Source organism: Photobacterium salinisoli (genome assembly GCF_003614885.1).
In the GTDB taxonomy this organism is placed as follows: domain Bacteria; phylum Pseudomonadota; class Gammaproteobacteria; order Enterobacterales; family Vibrionaceae; genus Photobacterium; species Photobacterium salinisoli.
In genome coordinates this window covers 285966-308981 of the sequence record NZ_QZMS01000007.1, presented here as the reverse complement: position 1 = coordinate 308981, position 23016 = coordinate 285966, and the positions used below count along the sequence as shown (strand labels likewise).

Genomic DNA, 23016 nt, shown 5'->3' with positions numbered 1-23016 from the left:
GATGCAAATTTCCGTCAGGGGTTCAGGACGTTGCGAATATGGGATCCGGGTCAGTCCAGCGTTTTCTTAAACCGCCAGGAAGCCAGCAGCAAACCGAACAAGGTAAAACCCAGCAGCCAAAGAGCGTCTTTCCACAGCACAGTCACATCGGCGCCGCGCAACACTATGCCCCGTATCATGCGCATAAAATGGGTCGCAGGCAGAATTTCAGCAATCCACTGGGCAGGTACAGGCATACCTTCATACGGGAACATAAAGCCGGATAGCAAAATCGAAGGTAGCAGAATGAACACTGTCATCTGCATGGCTTGCAACTGGGTCTGGGCAATCGTTGAGATCACCAGCCCCAGGGTCAGGCTGGCAGCAATAAACAGCAAAGTGCCCAACAGAATCTGACTGACCGGGCCATTAATAGGCACGGCAAAAATGTAATGGCCCAAGCCAAGAATGATCACCACCTGAATCAGACCAATAACGATATAAGGGGCGATCTTTGCCAGCATGAGCTCTAGGGAATGCACAGGCGTGGTGATCAGTAACTCCAGGTTGCCCCTTTCCCGTTCGCGGACTATCGCCGCAGAGGTGAAGAGTATCATGGTCATGGTGAGTATTACGCCGAGCAGGCCCGGCACAATGTTCACCGCCGTTCGCCGCTCCGGGTTGAAATACAGCGCGACTTCAAAGGTCGGTGTCATCACGCTCGACTGCTGCGCTTTGTAATCCGAGACCAGATTATCAACCGGCATATTCTGTAATTGCAGCAAAGCAGAACTGACCATAGTATCCGAGCCATCCACCAGCCATTGCCCGGCCTTTCTGTGTTGTGCCAGCCGCTGGTCCAGATCCCTCGGCAGCACAAGCACACCGCGTACTGTTCCGGCAGTAATGGCTTGCTCCCCTTCCTTGGCCGTGGCGTAGCTGGCCACCACAGTGACCACCTGAGTGGCTTTCACCGCTTCGGTAATCACTCTGCCATACTGAGACTGGCTTTGGTCCACAATCGCGACGGGAATATTGCGCACATCGGTATTAATCGCAAAGCCAAACAGCAGCAACTGTATCAGGGGGATCATCACCACCATGCCGAAGGTGATCCTGTCGCGGGACAGTTGGCGAAATTCTTTAACCAGAATCGCTTTCATTCTGATCAGACTGGAGGTTAAGGCATTCATTTTTTGCGCCCCGTGCTGGTGACAAACACATCTTCCAGACTGGGGCGAACCACATCCAGCTCAGCCTGAGCCAGTGCCGGCACCTGGCGTTTCAGCCAGGCCACGGGATCAGATTCTTCTGCGCGCACCAAGACACGCAGGCGAATACCTAGCTGCGCGGCAGAAACCACCGCCGGTATGGCCAGCAAACTGTCTTTGATCTGCCTGAGTCCTGGTGCTTTGATTTCAACCACACTGACGCCCATCTGTTTCATCAATGTATCAGGTGGGCCGTCTGCCTTGATTTCACCGGCTTCCATGATAGCCAGACCGTGACAGCGCTCGGCTTCATCCATGTAATGAGTGGTCACCAGAATAGTGGTGCCAGCGTCAGACAAGTCAAAAAGCTGCTCCCAGAAATCACGCCGCGACTGGGGATCCACGGCTGAGGTCGGTTCGTCCAGAAACAGTAAATCCGGTTTATGCATCACAGCCGCCGCCAGGGCGAGCCGCTGTTTCTGCCCGCCACTCATGCTGCCAACCCGTTGTTTCATCAATTCATTAAGGTTATAAGTACTGCCGAGCTCTGCCACCCTGGGCTTCAGCTCTCGGCCTGGCAAACCATAAATCTGGCCGATAAACTGCAGGTTTTCTTTGACTGACAAGTCCTCATACAAGGAAAATTTCTGCGTCATGTAGCCAATTTTCATCCGTAATGCTTCCGCCTGTTCGGGAATACGCAGGCCAAGTACGTCTATATCTCCCTCACTGGGGCTCAGCAAGCCGGTTAACATCCTCAGCGTGGTGGATTTACCACAGCCATTTGGCCCCAGAAAGCCATAGATACTGCCTTTAGGTACTTGCAGGTTCAGCTTGTTCACCGCAGTGAAATCGCCAAACCGCCGCGTCAGGCCGGTTGCTTTGATTGCCAGCTCACTCAAAGGGCATCTCCACCTGAACCGGCACTCCGGAAGGCAATGACTCGGCATCCGACAAGTCGAACTCCGCCAGATACACCAGCCGCGCCCTGTCATCCTCATTCAGTGCGTAATAGGGGGTGAAGGCCGGCTCTGTCGCTATCCAGCGCAAGGTGCCTTCAAAAGGCTCTGCAACGCCATCGACATACACCTTCGCCACACTGCCTGGCTGCAAGGCGACACGGTAAGGTTCAGGGACATAGACTCTGGCGTAAGGCTGACTGCTGGCCTGAATGACAGCAACAACAGCGCTCATGGGCACCCGCTCACCCAGGTTATATGGCAGGCTGTCCAAAATACCGTCGCGGGTTGCCACTACCGTAAGATCATTGAAAATCCGCTGTTGCAGAGTCACATCGGCTTTTGCCGCTTCCAGTTCAGCCTGAGCCTGCTGAATATCTTCAATTCTTTCGCCCCGGGTCAATTTGGTGAAATTTTCCCGTGCCGCGGCCACCTGCGCCCTTGCACTGTCCCGCTCGGCTTTTGCCGTGTCTCGTTCGGCTACGCTGATCAGCTTCTGACGCACCAGACTCTCTCGGCGCACATACGTTTTTTCCGCATCCGTCAAACGGGCATTCGCCTGTTCAAGCTGTGCCTTAGCCGCCGCTATATCTTCAACACGCTCGCCATTGGTGAGCCGAAGCAGGTACGCCGCCGCTTTGGCCTGCTCAGCATTGGCTCGCGCCAGAGTGGCGGCCTGCCGTGTCGTATCCAGCCTGACCAGCACCTCTCCGACTTTCACTGGCTGACCTTCTGCTACCGGCATGTCACGGATGATTTCATTCGCCGTCGCCGTCAATGTAATACGATCGCGCTCCAGAGTGCCCAGAGCCAGTGAAGACGGAAGATTATCGCACCCAGCCAGTAGCAAGAGTGCCAGCACCATAAATTGCAATGACCCGGCCGATTTCATTTAGCGTCACTCCAAGACAGACTGTAAGGTAAAACTAGCTAAGATAAGGTGAAATTCAATGTGTTAGCGCAAGCATGCCGTAATTTCATACGCATTACTGCTGCGTATTTCTCAATTCACAACAGCGGTGGAATATGCCCGATAGGCATTGATCATGATCCAATACTGGCGGCCAGCTCATCACTCCCCCTTGTACTGCCAACAAAAGCCATTAGAATGTCGCGCAATGAAATACACTTCATTATCAAGTAAAAGTAAAATTTTTCTCTGACTTTTAAGGGAGTACCATGTCACTGTTGGGATATTTGCGCTGGATTACCTTTTCTCTTTTCCTTTTCACCAGCCCCACAGCTTTTTCCACTACCATCACTGACAGTCTTGGGAACCCGTTTACCCTGGACACACCACCTCAACGTATTATCACGCTGGAATATGCTTTCGCTGATGCGCTGGCAGCCATTGATATCAGCCCTGTGGGTATTGCCGATGATAATGATCCGCTCAATCTGCATCCTGCGGTATTGGCAAAGCTGGAGGGATGGGTATCGGTCGGTGACAGAGCGACCCCGAATCTTGAAAAAATAGCCGTGCTGAAACCGGATCTGATCATCGCCGATGTTAACCGGCACCAGGCGATTTACGCCGCGCTCAGCCACATTGCCCCGACACTCCTGCTGGCTTCCCGCGGCGAAACCTACCAGGAAAATCTTGACGTTGCCCTGAAGATTGGCGACATCGCAGGCTATCCGGATGTCATGCAGGCCCGGCTCCTGCAACACCAGAACATCATGCAAGGTGCGGCGGATGCACTCAGCCGCTATCACGGTAAAAGCGTGCTTTTCGCTGTAGCGGCCGAAAATGGCTTATACGCCTATTCCGGTGCCGCTTACCCTGGCGGTGTATTGAAAGTCCTCAAGCTGACGGTACCCGAGAAAGTCGGTGAAGAAGACAGAGCACTGAGACAGCTGACTTTTGACGATATCGCAAACATGGACCCCGACATTCTGCTTTCGGGCCACATAGAACCTGTCAGTATTCTTGAACAGTGGCAGCAGCAGCCAGCCTGGCAATCGCTGAAAGCCATTTCCAGCGGGCAGCTCATCAGCGTCGACGGCAATCACTGGGCCAACTGCCGGGGCATGCTGGCTTCTGAAGCAATGGCAGACAATCTGCAGCAAGCCTTGGCGGTGACGCCAGAAACACCATCCGAAATCTTACCAAGCGAGCGGGATCTCGGCATAGAGCCTGAATAAAAGGTTCTCGTCCCAGGGCAGGATAGGCGCTTTGCCCTGGAGGCGGTAAGGCGCCAGATTATAACGGGTGTATAACAACGAGACATTCAGGCTGTCCATTACGGGGTGGAGAATCGGGTAATGGATTGCCAGAAAGAGTTGGTTTTCCAGCCAGTTATCCCGATCCCGCCACTGCTGCCAGTACCCCTCCCAGCTGAGTTCCGTCTTGACTGAACGCTGAAAAAACAGCTTCCAGGCTAATGCCTCACTGCTGCGTTTCAGCGCTTCCCGGCTATAGCCTCTGGCTTCAGGGACATCGTCATCGAATTCCAGCCCGTAGTAGCCGCCGCCAATCGTCAGCCCGGCAGCATCAGCCTGATGCTGATAATTTACGGCGATCCCCACTTGTGCCTGCAGCGCCTCCTCCACCCCGGACACAGTGTTCTCAAACCAGCTAACTCCCGTTTGCCAGCCAAGTGTTACAGCAGAATGGTTCAGGCTGACCAAGGGCTGGGAGAGCGTACCGTTTGCCATTACCCAGAAAGGGTCATGATCAGGGTCCAGATGATCAATAACGTGATCATAATGCGCGATGATCCCGGTTTGCCCGCTCAGGTTTTCAGCACCGGCATATAACAGGCCGAGGCCAAGGTTAACTCCCAGGGTATCTGAATCTGCCTCGGCAACCCGGGTATCATGCAATCCTGCCGAGGCGACAGTGCGCCATGCCGAGTGAGTCACAGGCGCAGCAATACATACCGGCACTAAGGCCAGTAAGGTCCACTTAGTTCTGACACAACGCCCGATACCTGTCATTAGTCTGCATACAAGCGACACAATACAGACAGTGTAGTGACTCACTGATGACTCAGTCGTTTCAATTATTAGTCATGGTAAAAATATCCGATATCAGGATCAGGGATAAGGTAAGGTTATTCAGAAGGAAAAAGATTTTCACACAACGTTAAACACTGACAATCGGCACCATCCGCCTAATGACATAAAAACCAAGCCGATAGTTTTATTTACCAAAACATTAGCTATCGCTAAATAATAATAAATTAAATAACTCAGTTTTCATTAATAGCCCGTTTATCCCCATAGCAAGCCTCTTTCGTTAGCATTCATAACAACTCATCAACGGGTGTTTCATTTAACTTCCTTTGTTCACATTAGCATCAATCAGATAAAAACACGCTCGAACGAAAATTATATGGACTTTATTTTTTCATTTTGATAATTTCAGCAAAAGAATAAAAAACAGCGATCAATACGCTGAAAAAACAACAAAAAAAACATAAACCCCTTTATTAGAACAGGTAAATATACATACCTGACAATTAGTTTCCTTATTTATCACAAACAATGTCAGTCAGATAATTATAACATTAGATAATAATAATTTAGCGTAAACATACTTTCTAAAGGTATCCACCAAGTTTGTGTAATTCAGAAAAACCTCAAGATGCGTTAACACGCCTATTTTATAAGGAAACCTTTATGGCCAAATTTAAGCAATTAGCGATCATCGCTTTACCCTTATTCAGCCTGACTCCGGTTGCTCACGCCTCGTTGTATGGCGACTGTGTTGCTTCAGGTGAGACGCTTGTCGACGCCCGCTTCGGCGGCTCCTACACCAAAGATGTGGATGACTCCTCACAGGATCTGGCCTCTTCCACCATTAAAGGCTATCTGAACGTGCAAGGCCGCAGCAGCTGCCTGCGTGTCGAAGGTGTTGCCGGTATTGATGGCAAGCTACTGAACAATGATATTCAGGTTGCCTCTGTCACTGCGGGTGCCACTGCCACCAATACGGCGCAATTCGGCGTTGACGGACGCGTCAATGTCATGGGTACCGATATCCTTTCTCAGGAATACACTATGTCTGCTGAAGAAGGGCCATCCCTGAAGAAAGATCTGCCGATCCTGCCGATTCCGGATCTTGGCCTGTATGCGGGTATTCCACTGGGACCTGTCATTCTGGATGTTGGTGTCGGTGTAAGAACCAAGCTCAACGTGGCACTGGAAGCGGGTTACGACAACCTGGCACTGACCGCCAAAGCCGTGCCAAGCGCCGATGTGACAGGATTCACTGAAGCCTCCGCCCGCATTTTGCTGAATAAAATCTCTCTCGGTGGTGAAGTGTCTATTATCTCAGATGATCTGGCCTTTGAAACCTATGGCCGCTGGGATGCGCCGCAGAACGGCTTTGCATTTGGTTACGGCATTACCAACACCGCCAACCTGGCCGGTGGCAATATCTACGGCTCAGTGAACGACAAGTACAAACTGACCATTTATGAATGGCCTGGCTACACCTTTGAGAAAACGTTAGCGCAAGGAAACACTTTCCTGCCCGTTCAGTAATCTCAGCGCCCTTCCTCCCCGCATCCAGAATGCGGGGAGCATCTCTGTGTCATGAGTCAATAGTCTATGAAGAACAAATTACTTTTTATTCTGGTGCTGGTCAGTTGCATAGCCGCCGGCGCCGCGCTGTTTCGTCTTTCGGGATCGCCCGCTTCCGCCGTACCTGACCATGAATCCGGTTCTGCCTCAGCCCAGCCAACCGCTACGCCAGCCAACCCGAACAGTCATCCTCCGGCTTTTCAGCACACAGGCACAGCGTCTTCACACAGTAAGAACACCGCCTCTGAGGCATTTGCCAAACAAGTCTTTGCGCTGCAATACAGTGCCGATATCGCTTTTTCAGCCCCTGGCACCACGGTTGAGCAAACAATCCGATTCGATATCAGCGGCGACATGCTCCAGTACCGGCAAACCCGGGATGATCACATCTATAAACTGATCAGAATGCCGGCGCCGGACATTACCGCCGCCGTCAATCAGCAGGCCAATCCAGAGATAGTGGCAGCTCTGCGCCAGCAGGTACAGCAAGGGATAGAGTTCATCAGCTCCCCTGAAGGAGAGATCCTGGAAGTCTATTTGTCACAGCCCCATCCGTCGCTGAAGTCCATGGAAACTATTGCCTTCATGATGCAGCACATTGTTCCTGAAACACTCAGCGCCAACACACAATGGCAACGTTCAGAAAAAGACTACAACGGCGAGTTCACTGCTTTCTACAGCCTGCAGCCGGACACAGCACCGACGCCGGCAACCGACAGTTACGCGTTATTTAAACGCCGTGAGCTGGAAAAAGCCGTATATGATCAGGCCCGTGGACTGGAAAACAAACTCAGGCCCATCTACTCGTTCAGTCACCAGGCCCGCTGGGATCAGCTACATCGTATGCTGCAATCGTTGTCGGTTGATGAAAGCGTCGAGCACCTGCTTAACGGTCAGCCGCTGGCAAGCAATAACAATCGCTTGATTCTGAACCTGACATCATGGTCTGAGGACATCAGCCAGACTGAACTCGCCCTGATCCAACAGGTCCAGTCGCAGCGTCAGATCGAGTTAACCGCCGCTGAGGTGTTTCTCTCCACCGGAGGCAAAGTAAGCCAAGGTGCCGGCACTTTGGACGAAGCGAGCGATGAACAACAACACTCAGAGCAGGCAACTCAGGGTGCCAGCACCTCTGCCGAAGAGGCCTATCAGGAAATCAAAGATCTTTATGATGCCATGCTGTCTCTGGATGGCCTCGAGAGAGTCAAAGCAGAAAGTCAGCTGAGCGCCCTGCTGCAAAACTTTGCCCGCACCTATCCCGGCGATCTGGATCTGCTAACGGATGATTTGGCGAAATTTGGCACTCATGAACCAGGGTTCAGTCTGTACCTGAGTGCACTGAGTACAGTCGCCAGCCGCGCTTCACAGGAGGCTATGCTGACCACACTGAATGCCCGGATGAACGAGAAACAGGCAGCAGCCTCAATCATGGCATCGCTGGCACTGTCACCGCAGGGCAATACACAAACGTTTGAACGCTTCTCGAATATGGTCGGCAACAGCCAGTTAGCGGAGTCGATGACAGCCAATGTCGATCTGGCGAAAAGCGCCATGGTTCAGCGCATGGGCGTGGAAGACAGCACAACGGCCAACGCTTATGTCTCTGAACAATTGCGGGAACTCAAGACTGCACCCGATACCTCGGCCACCCTTCATCATCTGACGGTGCTGGGCAATATGGGGCAATACCTGAGCTTTGGGGATTTGCAAACGTATACCGAACAAACCAATGCTGACATTCGTCAGCGGGCTACCCATGCCCTGCGGTTTGTTCCCGGCTCGGATGCCACCGACTATTTGTTGCAGACTCTCAAAGATGATGCAAATGTCACCACCCGTGAAGTCGCCGCCAATTCTCTGAGTTACCGCGCGCTGGACAGCAATACCCTGATGCAGCTCCAGCAGCAGATTGAGACGGAATCCAGCCCGCAGATCAAAGACAGATTACAGGACATAGTCGATAAATATGCACAAGATCAGAGTGAAATAGCTCAGTAACTGCCAATATCAGTCGCTTTCGGTATAAGCCAGAGCGACGAAACCCTGCCAGTTGCGTGTAGTAGCAAAGCAAAACTCACCTTTGCTGTGCCACTACACACATCAGATTGGACGGAGCGTCATGATGTACTGGATCCGCAACTAGGCCAGGTAATACTTACGCTTCATTTTCAGCGCCACATTCACCAGAGCAATCAGAACCGGCACTTCCACCAGCGGGCCAATCACACCAACAAAAGCCTGATCAGAATTCAGACCAAAAACCGCAATCGACACCGCAATGGCCAGTTCAAAATTATTGCCAGATGAGGTGAAAGCAATCGAGGTATTCTGATCGTAAGGTAAGCCCATTTTCTTGCCGATAAAGAAGCTGGCAAAAAACATGATCAAGAAATAAATCACCAGCGGTATCGCTACCCGTACCACATCCATAGGTAGCTCAATGAGCATTTCGCCTTTCAGGCTGAACATCAGCACTATGGTCGCCAGCAGAGCGATGAGGGTGATCGGCGAAATTCGCGGAATAAAGACTTGGTTGTACCAATCCTCGCCTTTGGCAGCGACCAGCCATTTGCGGCTCAGAAAGCCCGCAAGGAAGGGGATGCCAAGATAAATCAATACGCTCTCAGCAATATCGATAATGGTAATATCCACCGCAAATCCCTGCAGCCCGAACATGGGTGGCAGTACAGTAATAAACAACCAGGCCATCAAGCTATAGGTTAAAATCTGGAAGGCACTGTTCAGGGCAACCAGAGTGGCTCCGTACTCTTTGTTCCCACCACTGATATCGTTCCATACCAGCACCATAGCAATGCAACGCGCCAGACCAATCAAAATCAGTCCAACCATGTATCCTGGCTGATCGCGCAGGAAGATCACCGCAAGTGAAAACATCAGAATCGGGCCGATAACCCAGTTCATGATCAGCGACAGGGTGATGGCACGCTTATCCCGGGTCACTTCACCCAGCAAGCTGTAATTCACCTTCGCCAGCGGCGGGTACATCATCAGTATCAAACCTATCGCCAGCGGAATATTGGTGCTTCCCACTGACATCGATTCATTCCATTGCGCCACTTCAGGAAAAGCCACGCCCAGACCGACACCCGCCGCCATGGCTAAAAAAATCCAGACGGTTAAATACCTGTCCAGAAAACGCATTTTGTGGGATACAGCCACATCCGCGCAGGCTTGTGAATTTGTCATGTTTTTCGTTCCTGATATCAGTTAAATACGCGACGCTTGCTGCCACTCAGGCATTGCGCTTATCTCATTGTCACACTGATTGTCTTCAAGTTTGCTCAGCTCTCTGGCAATCAGTTCCGGATTGTTTTTCAGTGTCCCCATCAACACCTCTTGCATCCATGCAGGGAGTTCGTCATTGAGCCGGTAGTACACCCATTTGCCACGACGTTGATCGCTGACCAGACCATTCTTCCTGAGTTCCGCCAGATGGCGAGAAACTTTAGGCTGGCTCAGATCCAGCGAAGACATCAGGTCGCACACACATAACTCTTCTTTAGACACCAGCAATAACAATGATTTAAGCCGAGTTTCCTCGGCTAGAGATTTGTAAAAAGTTAATGCGTCACACATGTTTTTCATATATGAAATTTCGAATATGAAGAGCCTATTGGCTTAAGCACCGTAAGTCAATTTAGTTTGAAGCCTTCTGCGTCAACCGCTCAGCCTCATGCTCAGCCGCCAGTCGGGTATCCAGTGCCTCGGCATAGGCAAAACCGGGCCGTATGGTGACCCGCGCCAGATACTGAGTAATCACGGGATCTGGCTCTACCGACCCCAATGCCGTGCAATATTTCAGCGCGGTTGCCCATAACAGATCTGCCGCCGTGAAACGCTCGCCCAGCAAATAAGGGCCTGCGCTGAGTTGCTCAATGAGTACCCGGATCACTGTGTCATAGTCTCCGTAAGGGCTGATCTTTTGCGCACTGGGCACCCACCCCATGGCTTTGTCACAGACGGCAGGTTCAAAGCAGGCGGAGTAAAAAAGCATCCAGCGCAAGTAGGGACCACGCAGCGGATCACTCAGGCCGGGCGCCAGTTCGCCGGAAGAAAATAAATCGGCTACGTGCAGATAGATAGCCACCTGGTCGGTAATTAAGGCATCGTCATCCAGTAAAGCCGGCACCTTACCCAGCGGATTAATCGCCAGATAATCGGGTTGTCTGTTTTCCCCCATTTGCATATTCAGCACGTTCAGCTCAAAAGGCACATCCAGCTCGTTAAGCAAGATCAGCACGCTGGACGAGCGCGTATGCGGTGAATGAAACAATATTAGTTCGTTACCAAGTGCTTTATCGGACATTGTTATTTCCTGTTGTTGTTATCAGTCCGGGTCACTATATTGGCAATACCTGTCAGATTTTGTCAGGTTTTAAAACTATCCTGTCTCTTTATGATTTCTTACTTTGCAGAGGAAAAACTGATGCGCGCCAGCCGGCTCCTGACCATTCTGATGACCCTGCAATCGCGCGATCGGGTCAGCGCCGTAGAGCTGGCCCGCGACTGTCAGGTTTCGGTGCGGAGTATCTACCGTGACATCGACAGCCTGAGTGCGCTGGGCATTCCGGTGTACAGCGAACAGGGCGTTAATGGGGGCTACCGACTGCTGGAAGGTTACCGGACACAGCTCAATGGTTTCTCGAAACAGGAAATCGAAACACTGTTCATGCTCGGTTTGTCCGGCCCGGCGCAGGAATTAGGACTCGCGCCCGCCATGTCGGAAGCCAGACTCAAGTTACTGGCCGCCATTCCGACCAGCCTTCGCACGCATGCCGAACGTTTTCAGTCCTGTTTTTTACTCGATACCCCGGGCTGGTTTACCGAAAAAGAAACGGTTGGCGACCTGCCGCAGCTGTTCAGCGCAATCTGGCAGAAAAACCCAGTCTCGTTTCATTATCAAAGCTGGCGTGGCAGCAGCCAGCGGGTCGTCAATCCGCTCGGTATGGTATTAAAAGCAGGCAGCTGGTATCTGGTGGCTCAGTCTGAGGGCCAGTTCAAAACGTACCGAGTCGCCCGCATCCGGGATCTGAACATCCTGAATCAGTGTTTTGAATCAGAGACACACTTTGACTTACCCGCCTACTGGCAACAAAGCAATCGCCAGATGGAAGCTGAACTCTACCCCAATACCGCCGAGATCAAACTGACGGCCAAAGGGCTGCGAATGCTGCACAGCCTGAGTCCGCCTTATGTCCGGCAACACACGCAAATTATGCAAACCGATGATGCCGGCTGGACAAGCGTCACCTTACCTTCGGGCAGAACAGAGCAGGCTATGGCAGAAATGCTGAGATTCGGACCGGAAGTTCAGGTGATCCAGCCTGAAGCACTGCGATTAGCGATGAAAAATGTGATTGCGGTGATGCGCGGGTTGTATGGCGACGATGAATCGCCGCCTTCACGATAACAAGCATCCCTTCAGTGAATTCGCTGAAGGCTCTGGCCGCGAACTTCGCATTTCATTCCGAGGCGCCATCCCCCGCACCAGCCTGTGCCAGTAACCATTGTTTAAAATTAATCTGAGCCTGGCTCTCTTTCTGCGCATGCAGCTTGGTGAGCCAGTAAGATCCCTTATGCAGATAAATATCAAACGGCTGCACCAGCTTTTCTTCCGTCAACAACCTTTCAAACATGACAGAGGGTGCCAGTGCCACACCATAGCCCTGCATGGCCGCTTCAACCATGGCGATGGACGAATCAAACACGATTGCGCTCAGTTTCGCTTTTGGCACTGCCACTTTGGCTTCGTTCAGCCACAGTGACCACTCATCGGGTTGATAGGATCGCAATAAGGTGTAGTTCAGCACATCTCTCGGTGAGGACAGTGCCAGGCCGATTCCCGGCGGGCACAATACAGTCAACGGCGCGGGAAAAAGCTCAGTCGCCTCCGTGGCATGCCAGCTGCCTTTTCCGAAACGGATCAGATAATCCAGGCCTTCTGCCACCGGGTCGGCTTTGTTGTTATGAGTTGAGATACGCAGGTCAATAAGGGGATAACGCACCTGAAAATCCGCCAGACGAGGCAGCAGCCAGTTCACCGCAAACGTGCCGACAACCCCCACAGAAACGACTTCTCTGTGGATTCCCTGCATCAGCATATCCATCGCTTCAGACAGGTTTTCAAACGCCCCTTTCACCACAGGCAGCAGTATGCTCCCCTCTTCCGTTAAATTGAGCCCTCTGGACTGACGGATAAATAAAGACACGCCCAACTGCGCTTCAAGCATTTTGACCTGCTGACTGACAGCAGCCTGAGTGACACACAGTTCGACCGCCGCCTTGGTAAAATTCAGATGTTTTGCCGACACCAGAAAAGCACGCATCGCATTCAGCGGCAGATGGGTAATATTCATCCCAAGACCCTAGATTTTCTAATCACTCTTCTTAGATTTCGCACATTGTGCCTCAAATGAACTCACTTTAATATCCGCCCATCGCTCCGGGGTTCCGATCAAATTCATTCACTTTTAACCGAGTCAGAAGTCACCATGAAGCATATTCTCTGCAACACCAGAACATTGATTTTATCTGCCTTGTGCCTGGCATCAGCCGCTGCGCCGGTTCACAGTCAGACCGCAACAGCGCCCGACCCGATCAGACAAGTCGTTGATCAGCAGGCAGCAAGACTCATGGCTGCTTATCAGATTCCGGGCATCGCTTTTGGCATCACCATGCATGGCAAAGCATATTACTACAACTATGGTCTGGCAGATGTCGAGCGTGATCGCCCTGTCACAGAAAACACGATATTTGAGTTGGGCTCGGTCAGTAAAACCTTTGCCGCGACGCTGGCCAGCGATGCCCAGCGTCAGGGAAAGCTGTCGTTTGACGATCAGGCATCGGCATACCTGCCAGTGCTGAAAGGCAGCGCCATCGGCGAAACCTCCTTAATCCAGCTTGCCACCTATACCGCAGGCGGATTACCGCTGCAGTTTCCGGACCCGGTGACGGATCACGCGACCATGCTGGACTACTACCGTCACTGGCAGCCCGCATTTCCGGCCGGAACCCGCAGGCAATATTCAAATCCGAGCATTGGCCTCTTTGGCCATATTGCGGCACTGAGTCTGGGTGAGTCCTACTCTACGCTGATGGAAAGCCGAATCTTGCCGGCGCTTGGCATGACCCGTACCTTTGTGAAAGTGCCCGACGCCAAGCTGGCTGACTACGCCTTCGGCTACAACGCCGCTGGCGAGGCGGTTCGGGTGACTCCCGGCGTACTGGACGCCGAAGCCTACGGCATTAAATCAACGGCTGCCGATATGGTGCGCTATATCGAAGCAAACGTCGGAACGGCGCAGGTGAGCCCGGCAATGTCGCAAGCACTGGCCAATACCAGAACCGGCTATTATCAGTCCGGCCCGCTAACCCAGGGACTGGGCTGGGAAATGTATCCGTATCCGGTGACGCTGGACACCCTGCTGGCAGGCAACACCAGCGAGATGATTCTTAACCCGATGCCCATTCAGCCAATCGATTCCCCCAAGCCGCTTCCAGCCCAGATCTGGGTGAATAAAACGGGTTCAACCGGCGGATTCGGCGCTTATGTGGCGTATATCCCTGCTGAACGAACCGGCATCGTGATTCTGGCCAACAAAAATTATCCTAACGCCGAACGCATCAAAGCAGCCTATGCGATTTTGAAAGCGGCCGTAAAATAGTTCGTCTGCACTTCACATTGTTTTCCGTGTGCTCCGCTGTCCGTCAATCCGGCAGGGAGCACACGAATTTCTTCTTTACTACTGGCCGCAGCTATTAACCACAGCCATTAACCGCAATGTCTGCCACTTTTTATAATTTCAGACATTCATTCAATTAAAACTAACAAGCCAATACCTTTTTCTGCTGAAATGCCGCGGTTATCTCTTGCCATTCAAACCGGCTCATAAAACTGGCACGGGCATTTTCTGAGTTGTTTGCCTCAATGAATACCGGTGCTAATACAAACCCCTGCCTGAATAAACTCATGATAATATCCGATGAGCTTTCTGCATTGAGGGCTTCAAAAATCAATACATCTTCTTTTACCAGCACACAAAATTTCATATAAAAACCATCCATCAACATTCGATATCAGAATTATCTACGTTTATGCTATAGTGCATAGTGATTTTATTTTTATGGCGATAACTTTAAGTTATGAAGGTTAATCCAAAATATTTACGCTCTATCGAGGTGCTTGCCAAAGCGAAAAACTTCCGGGTTGCATCCCAAATACTCTGTATTTCTCAGCCAGCATTATCAAAACAAATAAAAAACGTTGAAGATGCCTATAATATTGAAATATTTATCAGAGATAGCCAGGGTGTGACTCTCTCCGATGCAGGAAAACTCATTATTGATGAAATCACCGCGTTAAATCGGCATATCAAGAAAATAGATGAATTGATATCCAGCATTTCGCAGAATAACCTGACACCTTTATCTATTGGGTTTGGTAAATCAAGTAATGATTTCCTGCCTGTTTTTATTCGTGACTTCCAGAAAAAACAAAATAATATTTCTATTTCGCTGTCAGATATATGCTCACAGGATCAAGAGGAGCAATTGCTTTCAGGTTCTTTAGATATTGGATTCATGAGAAAGCCGTCTTCGCAGTTACTCTGCAGTATGCCTGTTTCAAGTGATGAGTTTGTTTTAGCTGTGTCAAAAAACCAATATAACAGTGACAATGTTGATTTCTATTTACAGAAATATAACTTATTAATGATGAGTAATCACAGTAAATCTCAGATCAATGTAAACACTATGTCTCTGTTAAAGAACAGAACATACAAGATCACCAATATTTCAGCCGATTTGCAAACCATTATTACATTAATTTTATCCAATACAGGGGTGGCTATTTTGCCCAAAAAATCCATTCTCGGTATCTATGACGCCATACAATTAATTCCGTTTCAAGAAGAGACAAGCTGGGATATTCACATGGTATGGAATCCAAACAGGCTATCCCGTTCGGTCTCGCTGTTCATTGAGCATGTCAAAGATCAGATTGCCCGTCCTGTTTCAGGGTAATGCCAGAAGTACGATGCCATAACCTGTTTGACACGCACGCCATGCACAGTGCTCCCTATCAGAAAGAGGGCTGCAATACTTGAAGGCTCGCTTAATCCTCCAGCTTGCGCCCCCCCTTCGACAGCAGTTATCACCCTAAGAGGATGTCCGCTTTTGTACCTCAGTGAGCATAAAGGTTAACTCATCCACTGAGCCGACCGGATAGGACACCATCTCTTCAGCATGGATAGTCTGGCCGGTTTCATCCGAAATCAATCTGGCCAGTTGCTCAGGCTGGAGCTGTCCATCCTGTGTCTTGAGCATGTTCAGTTCTTCTTCATTTAAGGTTTTAGCGGTTCCCGGTAAGTAAATAGTGCCGTAATACAGATCCACCCCAAAAGCGATCAACCCGGGAACAACAAATAAAAGCAAGCCCGCCGCATCCAGAACCGCAATGGCCGGATCTACCTGACCGCCCCGTTGGCCTTTTCGCTCCGGGTGTAACAACACACCACACCCCGACAGCTGAATCGTCAATATCGCCGTCAAACCTATCCCCAACACCTGATGTTTCATTTGGTCTCCTTACCCCGGTCGATCCGAAAAATTTGTTGCCGTTTTTTATGATTGCTTGGTCTAATTATGGCGATAAATGAGCAACTTGCAGAAAATTTTGGCGAAATTTATCCATCTTCACCAGCCTGTACCTGCCGAAACAACAACTGAATAGCCGACAGTGACTGCGATGATGTTTTCCCTGCGAAAGCAAGAAATCGATCTGATGTGCTATCCGTCACGGGCCTGCGACGAGATCGCTATAGCGAATTCAACGATGAGACTACGCCATTAAAGCGCACCTTTAACGACACGAACCTTACCTGGCTGCGTCTTCTTTGCTTGTGCTCGCTTCACGATAAGAAACCATGCGTTGTTTTTCTTCATCCCATAAGGCCGAGCGAAAGCAGTCTGCAATATCTCTGGGGGAAAGCGTTGTCACTATAGGGGTTTGCAATTCAGGAATCGCTGCCATTACTTCAGGTAATCGGTAGAAAGGGATGCGAACGTTCAGATGATGAATATGGTGATAGCCGATATTGCCGGTAAACCATTGCATAATCCGGTTCATACGCAAAAAACTGGAAGATTCGATTGCCGCTCTGTAATAATTCCAGGCCTCCGGAGACACAATCTGCATGCGTCGAAAACTGTGCTGCGCAAAAAACAGATAGCATCCAATCGCAGAGGCAATCGTCATAGGCAACAGGATGACAAAAAAGACCAGGTTGAATCCACCCAGTACCCACAGCAAGGCAATGAGTCCGAAGTGAGCAACGAGGGCTATAAGCGAATCCAGATGTTTAGCCGGAGAGCGTAACAATGGGATAAGCGTAATGTTGATAGCAAATACAATAGGATAACTCAACAACACTACCACCGGGTGTCGTTGGACTCGATAGGCCAGCCGTTGCCAACGCGTTGAGGTGTGCCACATTTGGGTGGATATAATGGGAAATGCCCCCGCACTGATGCTCGATATTTGCCCTACATGACCATGATGATAATTATGGCTTTCAAGCCATGACCGGGGCGGCGTTAATACAAAGGCTCCAAAAGCATGAAAGAGCCAGAAAGCGATACGTGAACGTCGGAGAATTGCACCGTGCAGATAATCATGGAAGGTGATGAAAGAGCGAACAATGAGCAACGCCCCCAAAACAGAAAAGACCAGCCGGAGGGGCCACGCCGACACTATTCCTGCTGCCGCCAATGCTGTTAGCATTAACACAAAGGTAGAACTGACATACCACCAACTTATTGCCGGCGACTCTTCAGTATAAGGCCTGGTCGCGTCAAGCAATTCCTTGCCTACCCTAAGGCCTGCGCTATGCTCGGGCGGGCCTGCATCATCAGATCTCGCATTTCCCATGACCATGGCCTTTCCTCCTCAATATAAAATTAGATCTGTTGCCATCGAATTTCCATCAGAGAAAAGAGGGTCCTGTGCATTCACGAAGGGATACACATTGAGCTGAGTAAAAAGGTTACGCTTTCTCTTTCATGCGCAAAGCATCTCGCCTTAACAACACACTGAGCAGGATAATTCCCGTCAGAGCCGAAACTAATGAGGCGGATAAAATACCCAGTTTTGCAACGCCAGCGAGTGCCGGAGTTAAAGCCAAATGGGCAATAAACAACGACATGGTAAACCCGATGCCGGCAAGCATCCCCCCGCCACCAGATAGAGCCAGGGTAAATCAGGCGGCCGGACAGCCAGTTTCATCAGGATCGCCAGCCTGCAGAATAAAAGAATACCTATGGGTTTCCCTATTACGAGTCCGAAAAATATAGCCATATACAAAGAGCCGGATGATTCAGAAAAAGAAAAAGAAACACCTGCATTTGCAAAAGCAAACAGAGGCATGATGACAAAACCTACCCAAGGATGGAGTAACATTTCCAAGCGCTCCAGAGGCGAAAGTGCTTCGCGTGCTGCCGCTTCTGCGGTTTTCAGAACTTGGCGTTCGATATTTTTCACACCGTGTTGTTTTGGCAAAGATGGCGGCACAACACATTCCATGATAGTTAACAAACGCTTTTCATTGATCCAACGACCTGTCGGCGTCATCAGCCCAAGAATCACACCGGTTACCGTGGGATGTACACCTGACATGTCCACCGCGAGCCAGATTAGTCCACCTATCAACGAATACAAGGCGATACTCCGAACGCCGAGAAGGGTCATGGCCTTAACTGTTATAAATCCGATCACTGCCAGACCAACATAATAAAAATTAATGTTTTCCCCGTAACCGACAGCAACAACCACAATGGCACCAATGTCATCAATGATGGCCAAAGACAGCATAAATACCCGCAAACTTTTCGGGACACGAGGACCAAGTAAAATAAGGCAAGCAATAACAAATGCCGTATCTGTCGCCATGACGATTCCCCATCCCTCTTGCCCTGGCTGGCCCAGTTGAAAAGCCAGATAGATCAATGCCGGCACCAGCATGCCTCCAAGGGCTCCTGAAATAGAGAGCATTGCCAAACGCGGCGTATTTAATTCTCCCAACACAATTTCACGTTTAAGTTCCAGTGCAACCAGGAAGAAAAACAATGTCATCAGTGCATCATTGATCCAGGCCTGCAGCGACCGGGTAAACGCCACCGACCCTATTGATATTCCGATAGGTACATCCCAGAACGATAAAAATGTTTCCGCCCAGGGAGAATTCGACAGGGCCAAAGCCACAAGGGTAAAAAATAGCAAAATAGCCCCGGCAGCGGCCTCAATTCGCAGAAACCGGGTGATGGGCTGGGTTATCCAATCAACATATTCTTTAGGTAATTGCGTAGGATGCCCTCTTTCATGAGGACGAAACGCTGATTTTTTCATGGCCCTTCCGGTGTGATTTGCTCACTGACAGGTGGGGATATCCGCTTCAGAAACTTAAATAAGTCACTTTCAGTGGACAGTATCAGCGTGGTATTTTCGGTCATGATGGCCTTGTAGGCTTGCAAAGTCCGGGTGAACTCATACAAATTCGCGGCCAGAGGACTTTGGTTGTATGCCTGAGCATAAATCTCAGCGGCCTTGGCATCAGCCAAGCCCCTAATCTCTTCCACCTGACGATAGGCTTCTGATTGAATCTTATTCAAATCACGCACGCGATTACCTCGGATTCTGGCCGCTTCACCGTATCCTTCAGATAAAAAGCGTTCAGCAATCTGGCGGCGTTCACTGATCATTCTTTCATAGATTTTGGGTCTGACACTTGCGTTGTAGTTGATTCGTTTGAAGCGGATATCCAATAATTCGATACCAAATACACGCACTTTATCAGCAGCCGCAGTAAAGATTTCATCTTCAATAATCTGGCGTCCCTTATGAATTGGCACCAAATTGCCCATTGTTGAATCTCGTACCGCATCTGCCAACAATGCATCCCTTAATGGCTGCCGACCTTTGGTCGTTCGGATGATTTCAATCAGTTCATGTTTGGCCACCGCGTTGCGCGTTTCACTACCAAGAATGTCATCCAGCCGGGACTGAGCGCTGCGTTCATCACGCAGACGAAGGAAAAACTGTAAAGGCTCTGTGATCCGCCAACGTGCAAACAAGTCGACCGAAATATAGAGTTTATCCTTAGTCGGCATATCTGAAGGGTTGCCATCCCATTCTAAAACGCGCTTATCTATCGCATTAACCTCCTGAATAAAAGGTATTTTAGTCTTGAGGCCGGCCTGCGTAATAGGCTGGCCAACAGGTTTACCGAATTGGGTAATGATAACCTGCTCCACTTCACTGACTGTATAAAGGGTCCCACGCAATGTCAGCATGAATAAAGCGAGTACCACAATAACAATCACTGGAACAAATTTTTTCATGGCTGCTTGCCTTGCTGTATTGTTTCGGCTTTAAGATCCAGAAATGGCAAGATACTGTGTGTTTGTTCATCTATGATGATTTTGGAATGAATCCCGGGCAAAATGACCTGCATGGTTTCAAGGTATATTCGCCATCGAGTCACTCCTGGCGCTTTAACATATTGAGTAAGCAAAGCATTAAACCGAGCCACATCCCCTTCTGCCTCATTAATTCTTTTTAGTCGGTATCCATCTGCTTCACGAATGCGCTGATCTTTCTCACCTTCCGCCAGCGGGATCACTTTGTTGTAGTCGCGTCGCGCTTCGTTGATGAGCTTTTCTTTTTCTTGCTGTGCCTGATTGACTTCATTAAATGACTCCTGAACGGGTTTAGGCGGGTTAATATTTTTCAGTTGCACCTGATCAATATTGATTCCCATTACGTACTTTGTTGCAAGTGCCTGCATTTTCACGAGCGCTTCAGATTCAATCTCTTGTCGGCCAATAGTGATAACTTCATCAACGGTGCGATCACCAACCACTTCTCGCATGACTGATTCTGAAACATCACGCAAGGTGGCAGTGGGGGCGCGAACTTCAAATAAAAATTTCACCGGATCGGCAATACGGTATTGAACGACCCATTCCACTAACGCTGCGTTTAAATCGCCGGTAACCATCTGAGTTTCTAACTCGCGATCTTGTTCAGACGGATTCTGATAAGGATCAGTTGCACCCAGCGTGATAAACCCAAACTCTTGTTTTAGCTGGCGTTTAACAGGAACGACTGTTGCTGCATCTATACCGAGTGGTAATTTGAAATGTAAACCGGGTTGTATTTCTGAATAAAACTTGCCAAAGCGTTGAACCACAGCGATAGAGTCACTGGGAACAGTGTAAATAGCCTGCCATAAACTGATTAAAGTAACGACTATCAGCATGAAAATCACAGCACTACGCATATTACTCACAGGAAAAAAGCGCCGGATTTTACTCGCACTTTTTTTCATACTGCGGCCAAGGTTTTCAGGCGCTCGGGCTTTTAGTCCATAAAACGATTCACTGGAAGAAGGATCATTGGGTGCAGGCATTATCGTTGCCTTAAAATTTAGCAAAACAGCATACTATGAATAAGGTTGGTTGGTTTTCGCCCATCTTTCAAGCTGAACGGGGAATTAAACCCAAATGCATATGCATGCAGTCTTTTACTATTTAACACTGCATAATGATATTAAGATGTTGATTTTTAATATCAAATAAAAATAAACAGCGCCGAATGACATTTAAACTTCAACACGATGCCAGTAGTATATATTGGATATAAAAACGGCATTGTTATTATAAAAACAATGCCACTTTTTCGTCCCTTTAAAGAAATAAATGACATTGTTCATACATCGTATTTATAACCTCGTCATACACTGTCATCAAATCAGGGAAATCATCAGGTTATTTTTATCTCACCCACTTTTTATTCATCCAACACTATGAATATCCTCAGAGTTGCCGACCATAGCATCAGACTTCTCGGCGACTGCGATGCCAACGGAGAAACAAGCATTCACTCAACCAGCCCACACTAGCCAATCGCCAGTTTGGTTTCAGCGTAGCGAATTTTTTTCTTTCTGGGGCTGGCTAAAAAGTACGCCAGTGTCAGCGGTCCTAACCTGCCCATATACATCATAAAGATAATGATAAATTCCCCCGCGGCGGAAAGATTACCGGTGAGTCCTCTCGACAGGCCCACAGTGCCCAGCGCAGACACCGCTTCGAAGACGATATCCAGCATGGGCGCGTTTTCACTCAGTAACAGAGCAAAAATGGCCAGCCAGGTTACGCCGGCAGAGATTAACGTCAGCGCCAGCGCCTTGCTGATGGTTTCTTTGGTGATCTCGCGTTTAAAGACATCCACCGCTTCATCACGCCGTAAGTAGGCGTAGGTGGCTAAAATAAGCACGATAAAGGTCACCACTTTTATCCCGCTCGCGGTACTCAGAGAGCCGCCACCAATGAACATCAGTACTAACATGATTGCGGTAGTTGCATCCTCCAGCTGGTCAATCGCCAGTGTATTGAAACCCGCCGTGCGCGGCGTCACCGCCTGAAACCAGGATGCCAGCCACTTGCCGGATTCACTCAAAGGGGCCAGGGTATTCGGGTTGTCGTACTCAATCAGATAAATGGCGATTAATGCCACCAGGTTAATGATGACTGTACCTGATATCATCATCCGGCTGTACACCGTCAGGCGCGACCAGCAGCGATTGCGCCTGAGATCCATCCAGACCGAAAAACCCAGACCGCCAATAATGAACAGGCCGGTTATCGTGATATTCACAACAGGATCATCCACATAGGGCATTAAACTGTCTGCACTTAACGCAAATCCGGCATTATTGAAGGCGCTGATGGTATAGAAAAAACCGTGAAACAGGCTCGTTTGCCAGCCCAGCTCCTCCCGCCAGTACAGGGTGAGCACAGTGATACCTATCAGCTCGACGATCAGGGCAAACCCCAGTACCGATTTCGCCGTGGCAGCCAGTGTCGATGAATCGGTCTGATTAAAGGCTTCCCGGGCGACAGTACGCTCTAAAAAGCCGATTTTTCCCCCCAGTGCAATCAGGGTCACAACCGCAAAGGTCATTAAACCAAGCCCTCCGCACTGAATAAGCAGGGCAATCACAGTTTGGCCAAATGGCGTAAACACAGTGCCGGTATCAACCACTACCAGTCCGGTGACCGTTACCGCCGAGGTTGCCATAAACAGGCTTTGCACCCAGCTGATAGGCTCGTGAGTCGCAATCGGCAGCTTCAACAGCCCGGCACCAATAAGAATTAACAGCATAAAGCTGGCACTCAGGATGAAAGGCGGTGCGCCCAGCAGCTTTTTACCGGCCTTGGGGCGACGCTCGATGGGAGAGACGGAGGGATGCCACAACACCATG

20 protein-coding genes and 1 pseudogene are annotated in these 23016 nt (G+C 49.8%); 6 read left to right on the top strand and 15 right to left on the bottom strand.

Annotated elements, in window-relative coordinates; genetic code table 11:
* Positions 1-50 precede the first annotated feature (50 nt).
* The 3 genes from D6M16_RS02160 to D6M16_RS02150 are packed head-to-tail and all read right to left on the bottom strand — an operon-like array spanning position 51 to position 3041.
* Positions 51-1172, bottom strand: a complete 1122-nt coding sequence (locus D6M16_RS02160; RefSeq protein ID WP_120510363.1) for an ABC transporter permease — start codon at positions 1170-1172, stop codon at positions 51-53.
* The gene (locus D6M16_RS02155) at positions 1169-2092 is read right to left on the bottom strand and encodes an ABC transporter ATP-binding protein (RefSeq protein WP_120510362.1); all 924 of its coding nucleotides are present in this window, start codon (positions 2090-2092) and stop codon (positions 1169-1171) included. The genes D6M16_RS02160 and D6M16_RS02155 overlap by 4 nt, the downstream gene beginning before the upstream one ends.
* On the bottom strand, positions 2085-3041 hold the full coding sequence (locus D6M16_RS02150) for an HlyD family secretion protein (RefSeq protein WP_420812195.1): 957 nt from the start codon (positions 3039-3041) through the stop codon (positions 2085-2087). The genes D6M16_RS02155 and D6M16_RS02150 overlap by 8 nt, the downstream gene beginning before the upstream one ends.
* A gap of 287 nt (positions 3042-3328) precedes the next feature.
* Here D6M16_RS02150 and D6M16_RS02145 point away from each other — a divergent pair, with 287 nt between their 5' ends.
* Positions 3329-4294, top strand: a complete 966-nt coding sequence (locus D6M16_RS02145; protein ID WP_120510361.1) for an ABC transporter substrate-binding protein — start codon at positions 3329-3331, stop codon at positions 4292-4294.
* Here D6M16_RS02145 and D6M16_RS02140 read toward each other — a convergent pair.
* Complete coding sequence (locus tag D6M16_RS02140) at positions 4256-5089, bottom strand: hypothetical protein (protein ID WP_120510360.1); 834 nt, start codon at positions 5087-5089, stop codon at positions 4256-4258. The two genes, D6M16_RS02145 and D6M16_RS02140, sit on opposite strands and share 39 nt — an antisense overlap.
* Positions 5090-5773: 684 nt before the next feature.
* On the opposite strand from D6M16_RS02140, the gene D6M16_RS02135 reads away from it, so the two are divergent.
* Both D6M16_RS02135 and D6M16_RS02130 read left to right on the top strand, forming a co-directional pair.
* Positions 5774-6640, top strand: a complete 867-nt coding sequence (locus D6M16_RS02135; RefSeq protein WP_120510359.1) for a hypothetical protein — start codon at positions 5774-5776, stop codon at positions 6638-6640.
* Between the two features lie 66 nt (positions 6641-6706).
* On the top strand, positions 6707-8677 hold the full coding sequence (locus tag D6M16_RS02130; RefSeq protein WP_120510358.1) for a hypothetical protein: 1971 nt from the start codon (positions 6707-6709) through the stop codon (positions 8675-8677).
* A 141-nt stretch (positions 8678-8818) separates the two neighbouring features.
* Here the strand turns inward: D6M16_RS02130 and arsB are convergent, their stop codons facing one another.
* From arsB to D6M16_RS02115, 3 genes are all read right to left on the bottom strand, one after another.
* The gene (gene arsB, locus D6M16_RS02125) at positions 8819-9886 is read right to left on the bottom strand and encodes an ACR3 family arsenite efflux transporter (protein ID WP_120510357.1); all 1068 of its coding nucleotides are present in this window, start codon (positions 9884-9886) and stop codon (positions 8819-8821) included.
* Positions 9887-9907: 21 nt separating this feature from the next.
* Positions 9908-10276: a metalloregulator ArsR/SmtB family transcription factor gene (locus D6M16_RS02120; RefSeq protein WP_120510356.1), complete on the bottom strand. Its 369-nt coding sequence runs from the start codon at positions 10274-10276 to the stop codon at positions 9908-9910.
* A gap of 61 nt (positions 10277-10337) precedes the next feature.
* On the bottom strand, positions 10338-11006 hold the full coding sequence (locus tag D6M16_RS02115) for a glutathione S-transferase family protein (RefSeq protein WP_120510355.1): 669 nt from the start codon (positions 11004-11006) through the stop codon (positions 10338-10340).
* A gap of 120 nt (positions 11007-11126) precedes the next feature.
* Between D6M16_RS02115 and D6M16_RS02110 the strand changes: the two genes are divergently transcribed.
* Positions 11127-12110 carry a helix-turn-helix transcriptional regulator gene (locus tag D6M16_RS02110; protein ID WP_120511837.1) on the top strand — a complete coding sequence of 328 codons (984 nt, stop codon included), beginning with the start codon at positions 11127-11129 and terminating at the stop codon, positions 12108-12110.
* Positions 12111-12162: 52 nt separating this feature from the next.
* Here the strand turns inward: D6M16_RS02110 and D6M16_RS02105 are convergent, their stop codons facing one another.
* Positions 12163-13056 carry a LysR family transcriptional regulator gene (locus D6M16_RS02105; protein ID WP_120510354.1) on the bottom strand — a complete coding sequence of 298 codons (894 nt, stop codon included), beginning with the start codon at positions 13054-13056 and terminating at the stop codon, positions 12163-12165.
* 135 nt (positions 13057-13191) lie between these two features.
* On the opposite strand from D6M16_RS02105, the gene ampC reads away from it, so the two are divergent.
* Positions 13192-14364: a class C beta-lactamase gene (gene ampC, locus D6M16_RS02100; protein WP_120510353.1), complete on the top strand. Its 1173-nt coding sequence runs from the start codon at positions 13192-13194 to the stop codon at positions 14362-14364.
* A 160-nt stretch (positions 14365-14524) separates the two neighbouring features.
* On the opposite strand, the gene D6M16_RS02095 is transcribed toward ampC, so the two are convergent.
* On the bottom strand, positions 14525-14770 hold the full coding sequence (locus D6M16_RS02095; RefSeq protein ID WP_120510352.1) for a hypothetical protein: 246 nt from the start codon (positions 14768-14770) through the stop codon (positions 14525-14527).
* Between the two features lie 72 nt (positions 14771-14842).
* Between D6M16_RS02095 and D6M16_RS02090 the strand changes: the two genes are divergently transcribed.
* Positions 14843-15721, top strand: coding sequence for a LysR family transcriptional regulator (locus tag D6M16_RS02090; RefSeq protein ID WP_120510351.1), 879 nt, complete (start codon positions 14843-14845; stop codon positions 15719-15721).
* Positions 15722-15856: 135 nt separating this feature from the next.
* On the opposite strand, the gene D6M16_RS02085 is transcribed toward D6M16_RS02090, so the two are convergent.
* From D6M16_RS02085 to D6M16_RS02060, 6 genes and pseudogenes are all read right to left on the bottom strand, one after another.
* Positions 15857-16276, bottom strand: coding sequence for a hypothetical protein (locus tag D6M16_RS02085; protein ID WP_120510350.1), 420 nt, complete (start codon positions 16274-16276; stop codon positions 15857-15859).
* Between the two features lie 298 nt (positions 16277-16574).
* A complete protein-coding gene (locus D6M16_RS02080) occupies positions 16575-17633 on the bottom strand; it encodes a fatty acid desaturase family protein (RefSeq protein WP_120510349.1) in 1059 nt (352 codons plus the stop codon).
* A 109-nt stretch (positions 17634-17742) separates the two neighbouring features.
* Positions 17743-19100 (bottom strand): annotated as a pseudogene (gene nhaA / locus D6M16_RS02075) (Na+/H+ antiporter NhaA).
* Positions 19097-20092 (bottom strand): protease modulator HflC, encoded by a 996-nt coding sequence (gene hflC / locus D6M16_RS02070; protein ID WP_120510348.1) that lies wholly within the window; start codon positions 20090-20092, stop codon positions 19097-19099. Before hflC ends, nhaA begins: the two are co-directional and overlap by 4 nt.
* Positions 20089-21162: an FtsH protease activity modulator HflK gene (gene hflK, locus D6M16_RS02065; protein ID WP_234204166.1), complete on the bottom strand. Its 1074-nt coding sequence runs from the start codon at positions 21160-21162 to the stop codon at positions 20089-20091. The genes hflC and hflK overlap by 4 nt, the downstream gene beginning before the upstream one ends.
* Before the next feature lie 488 nt (positions 21163-21650).
* Positions 21651-23015 (bottom strand): TrkH family potassium uptake protein, encoded by a 1365-nt coding sequence (locus D6M16_RS02060; RefSeq protein ID WP_120510347.1) that lies wholly within the window; start codon positions 23013-23015, stop codon positions 21651-21653.
* Position 23016 lies beyond the last annotated feature (1 nt).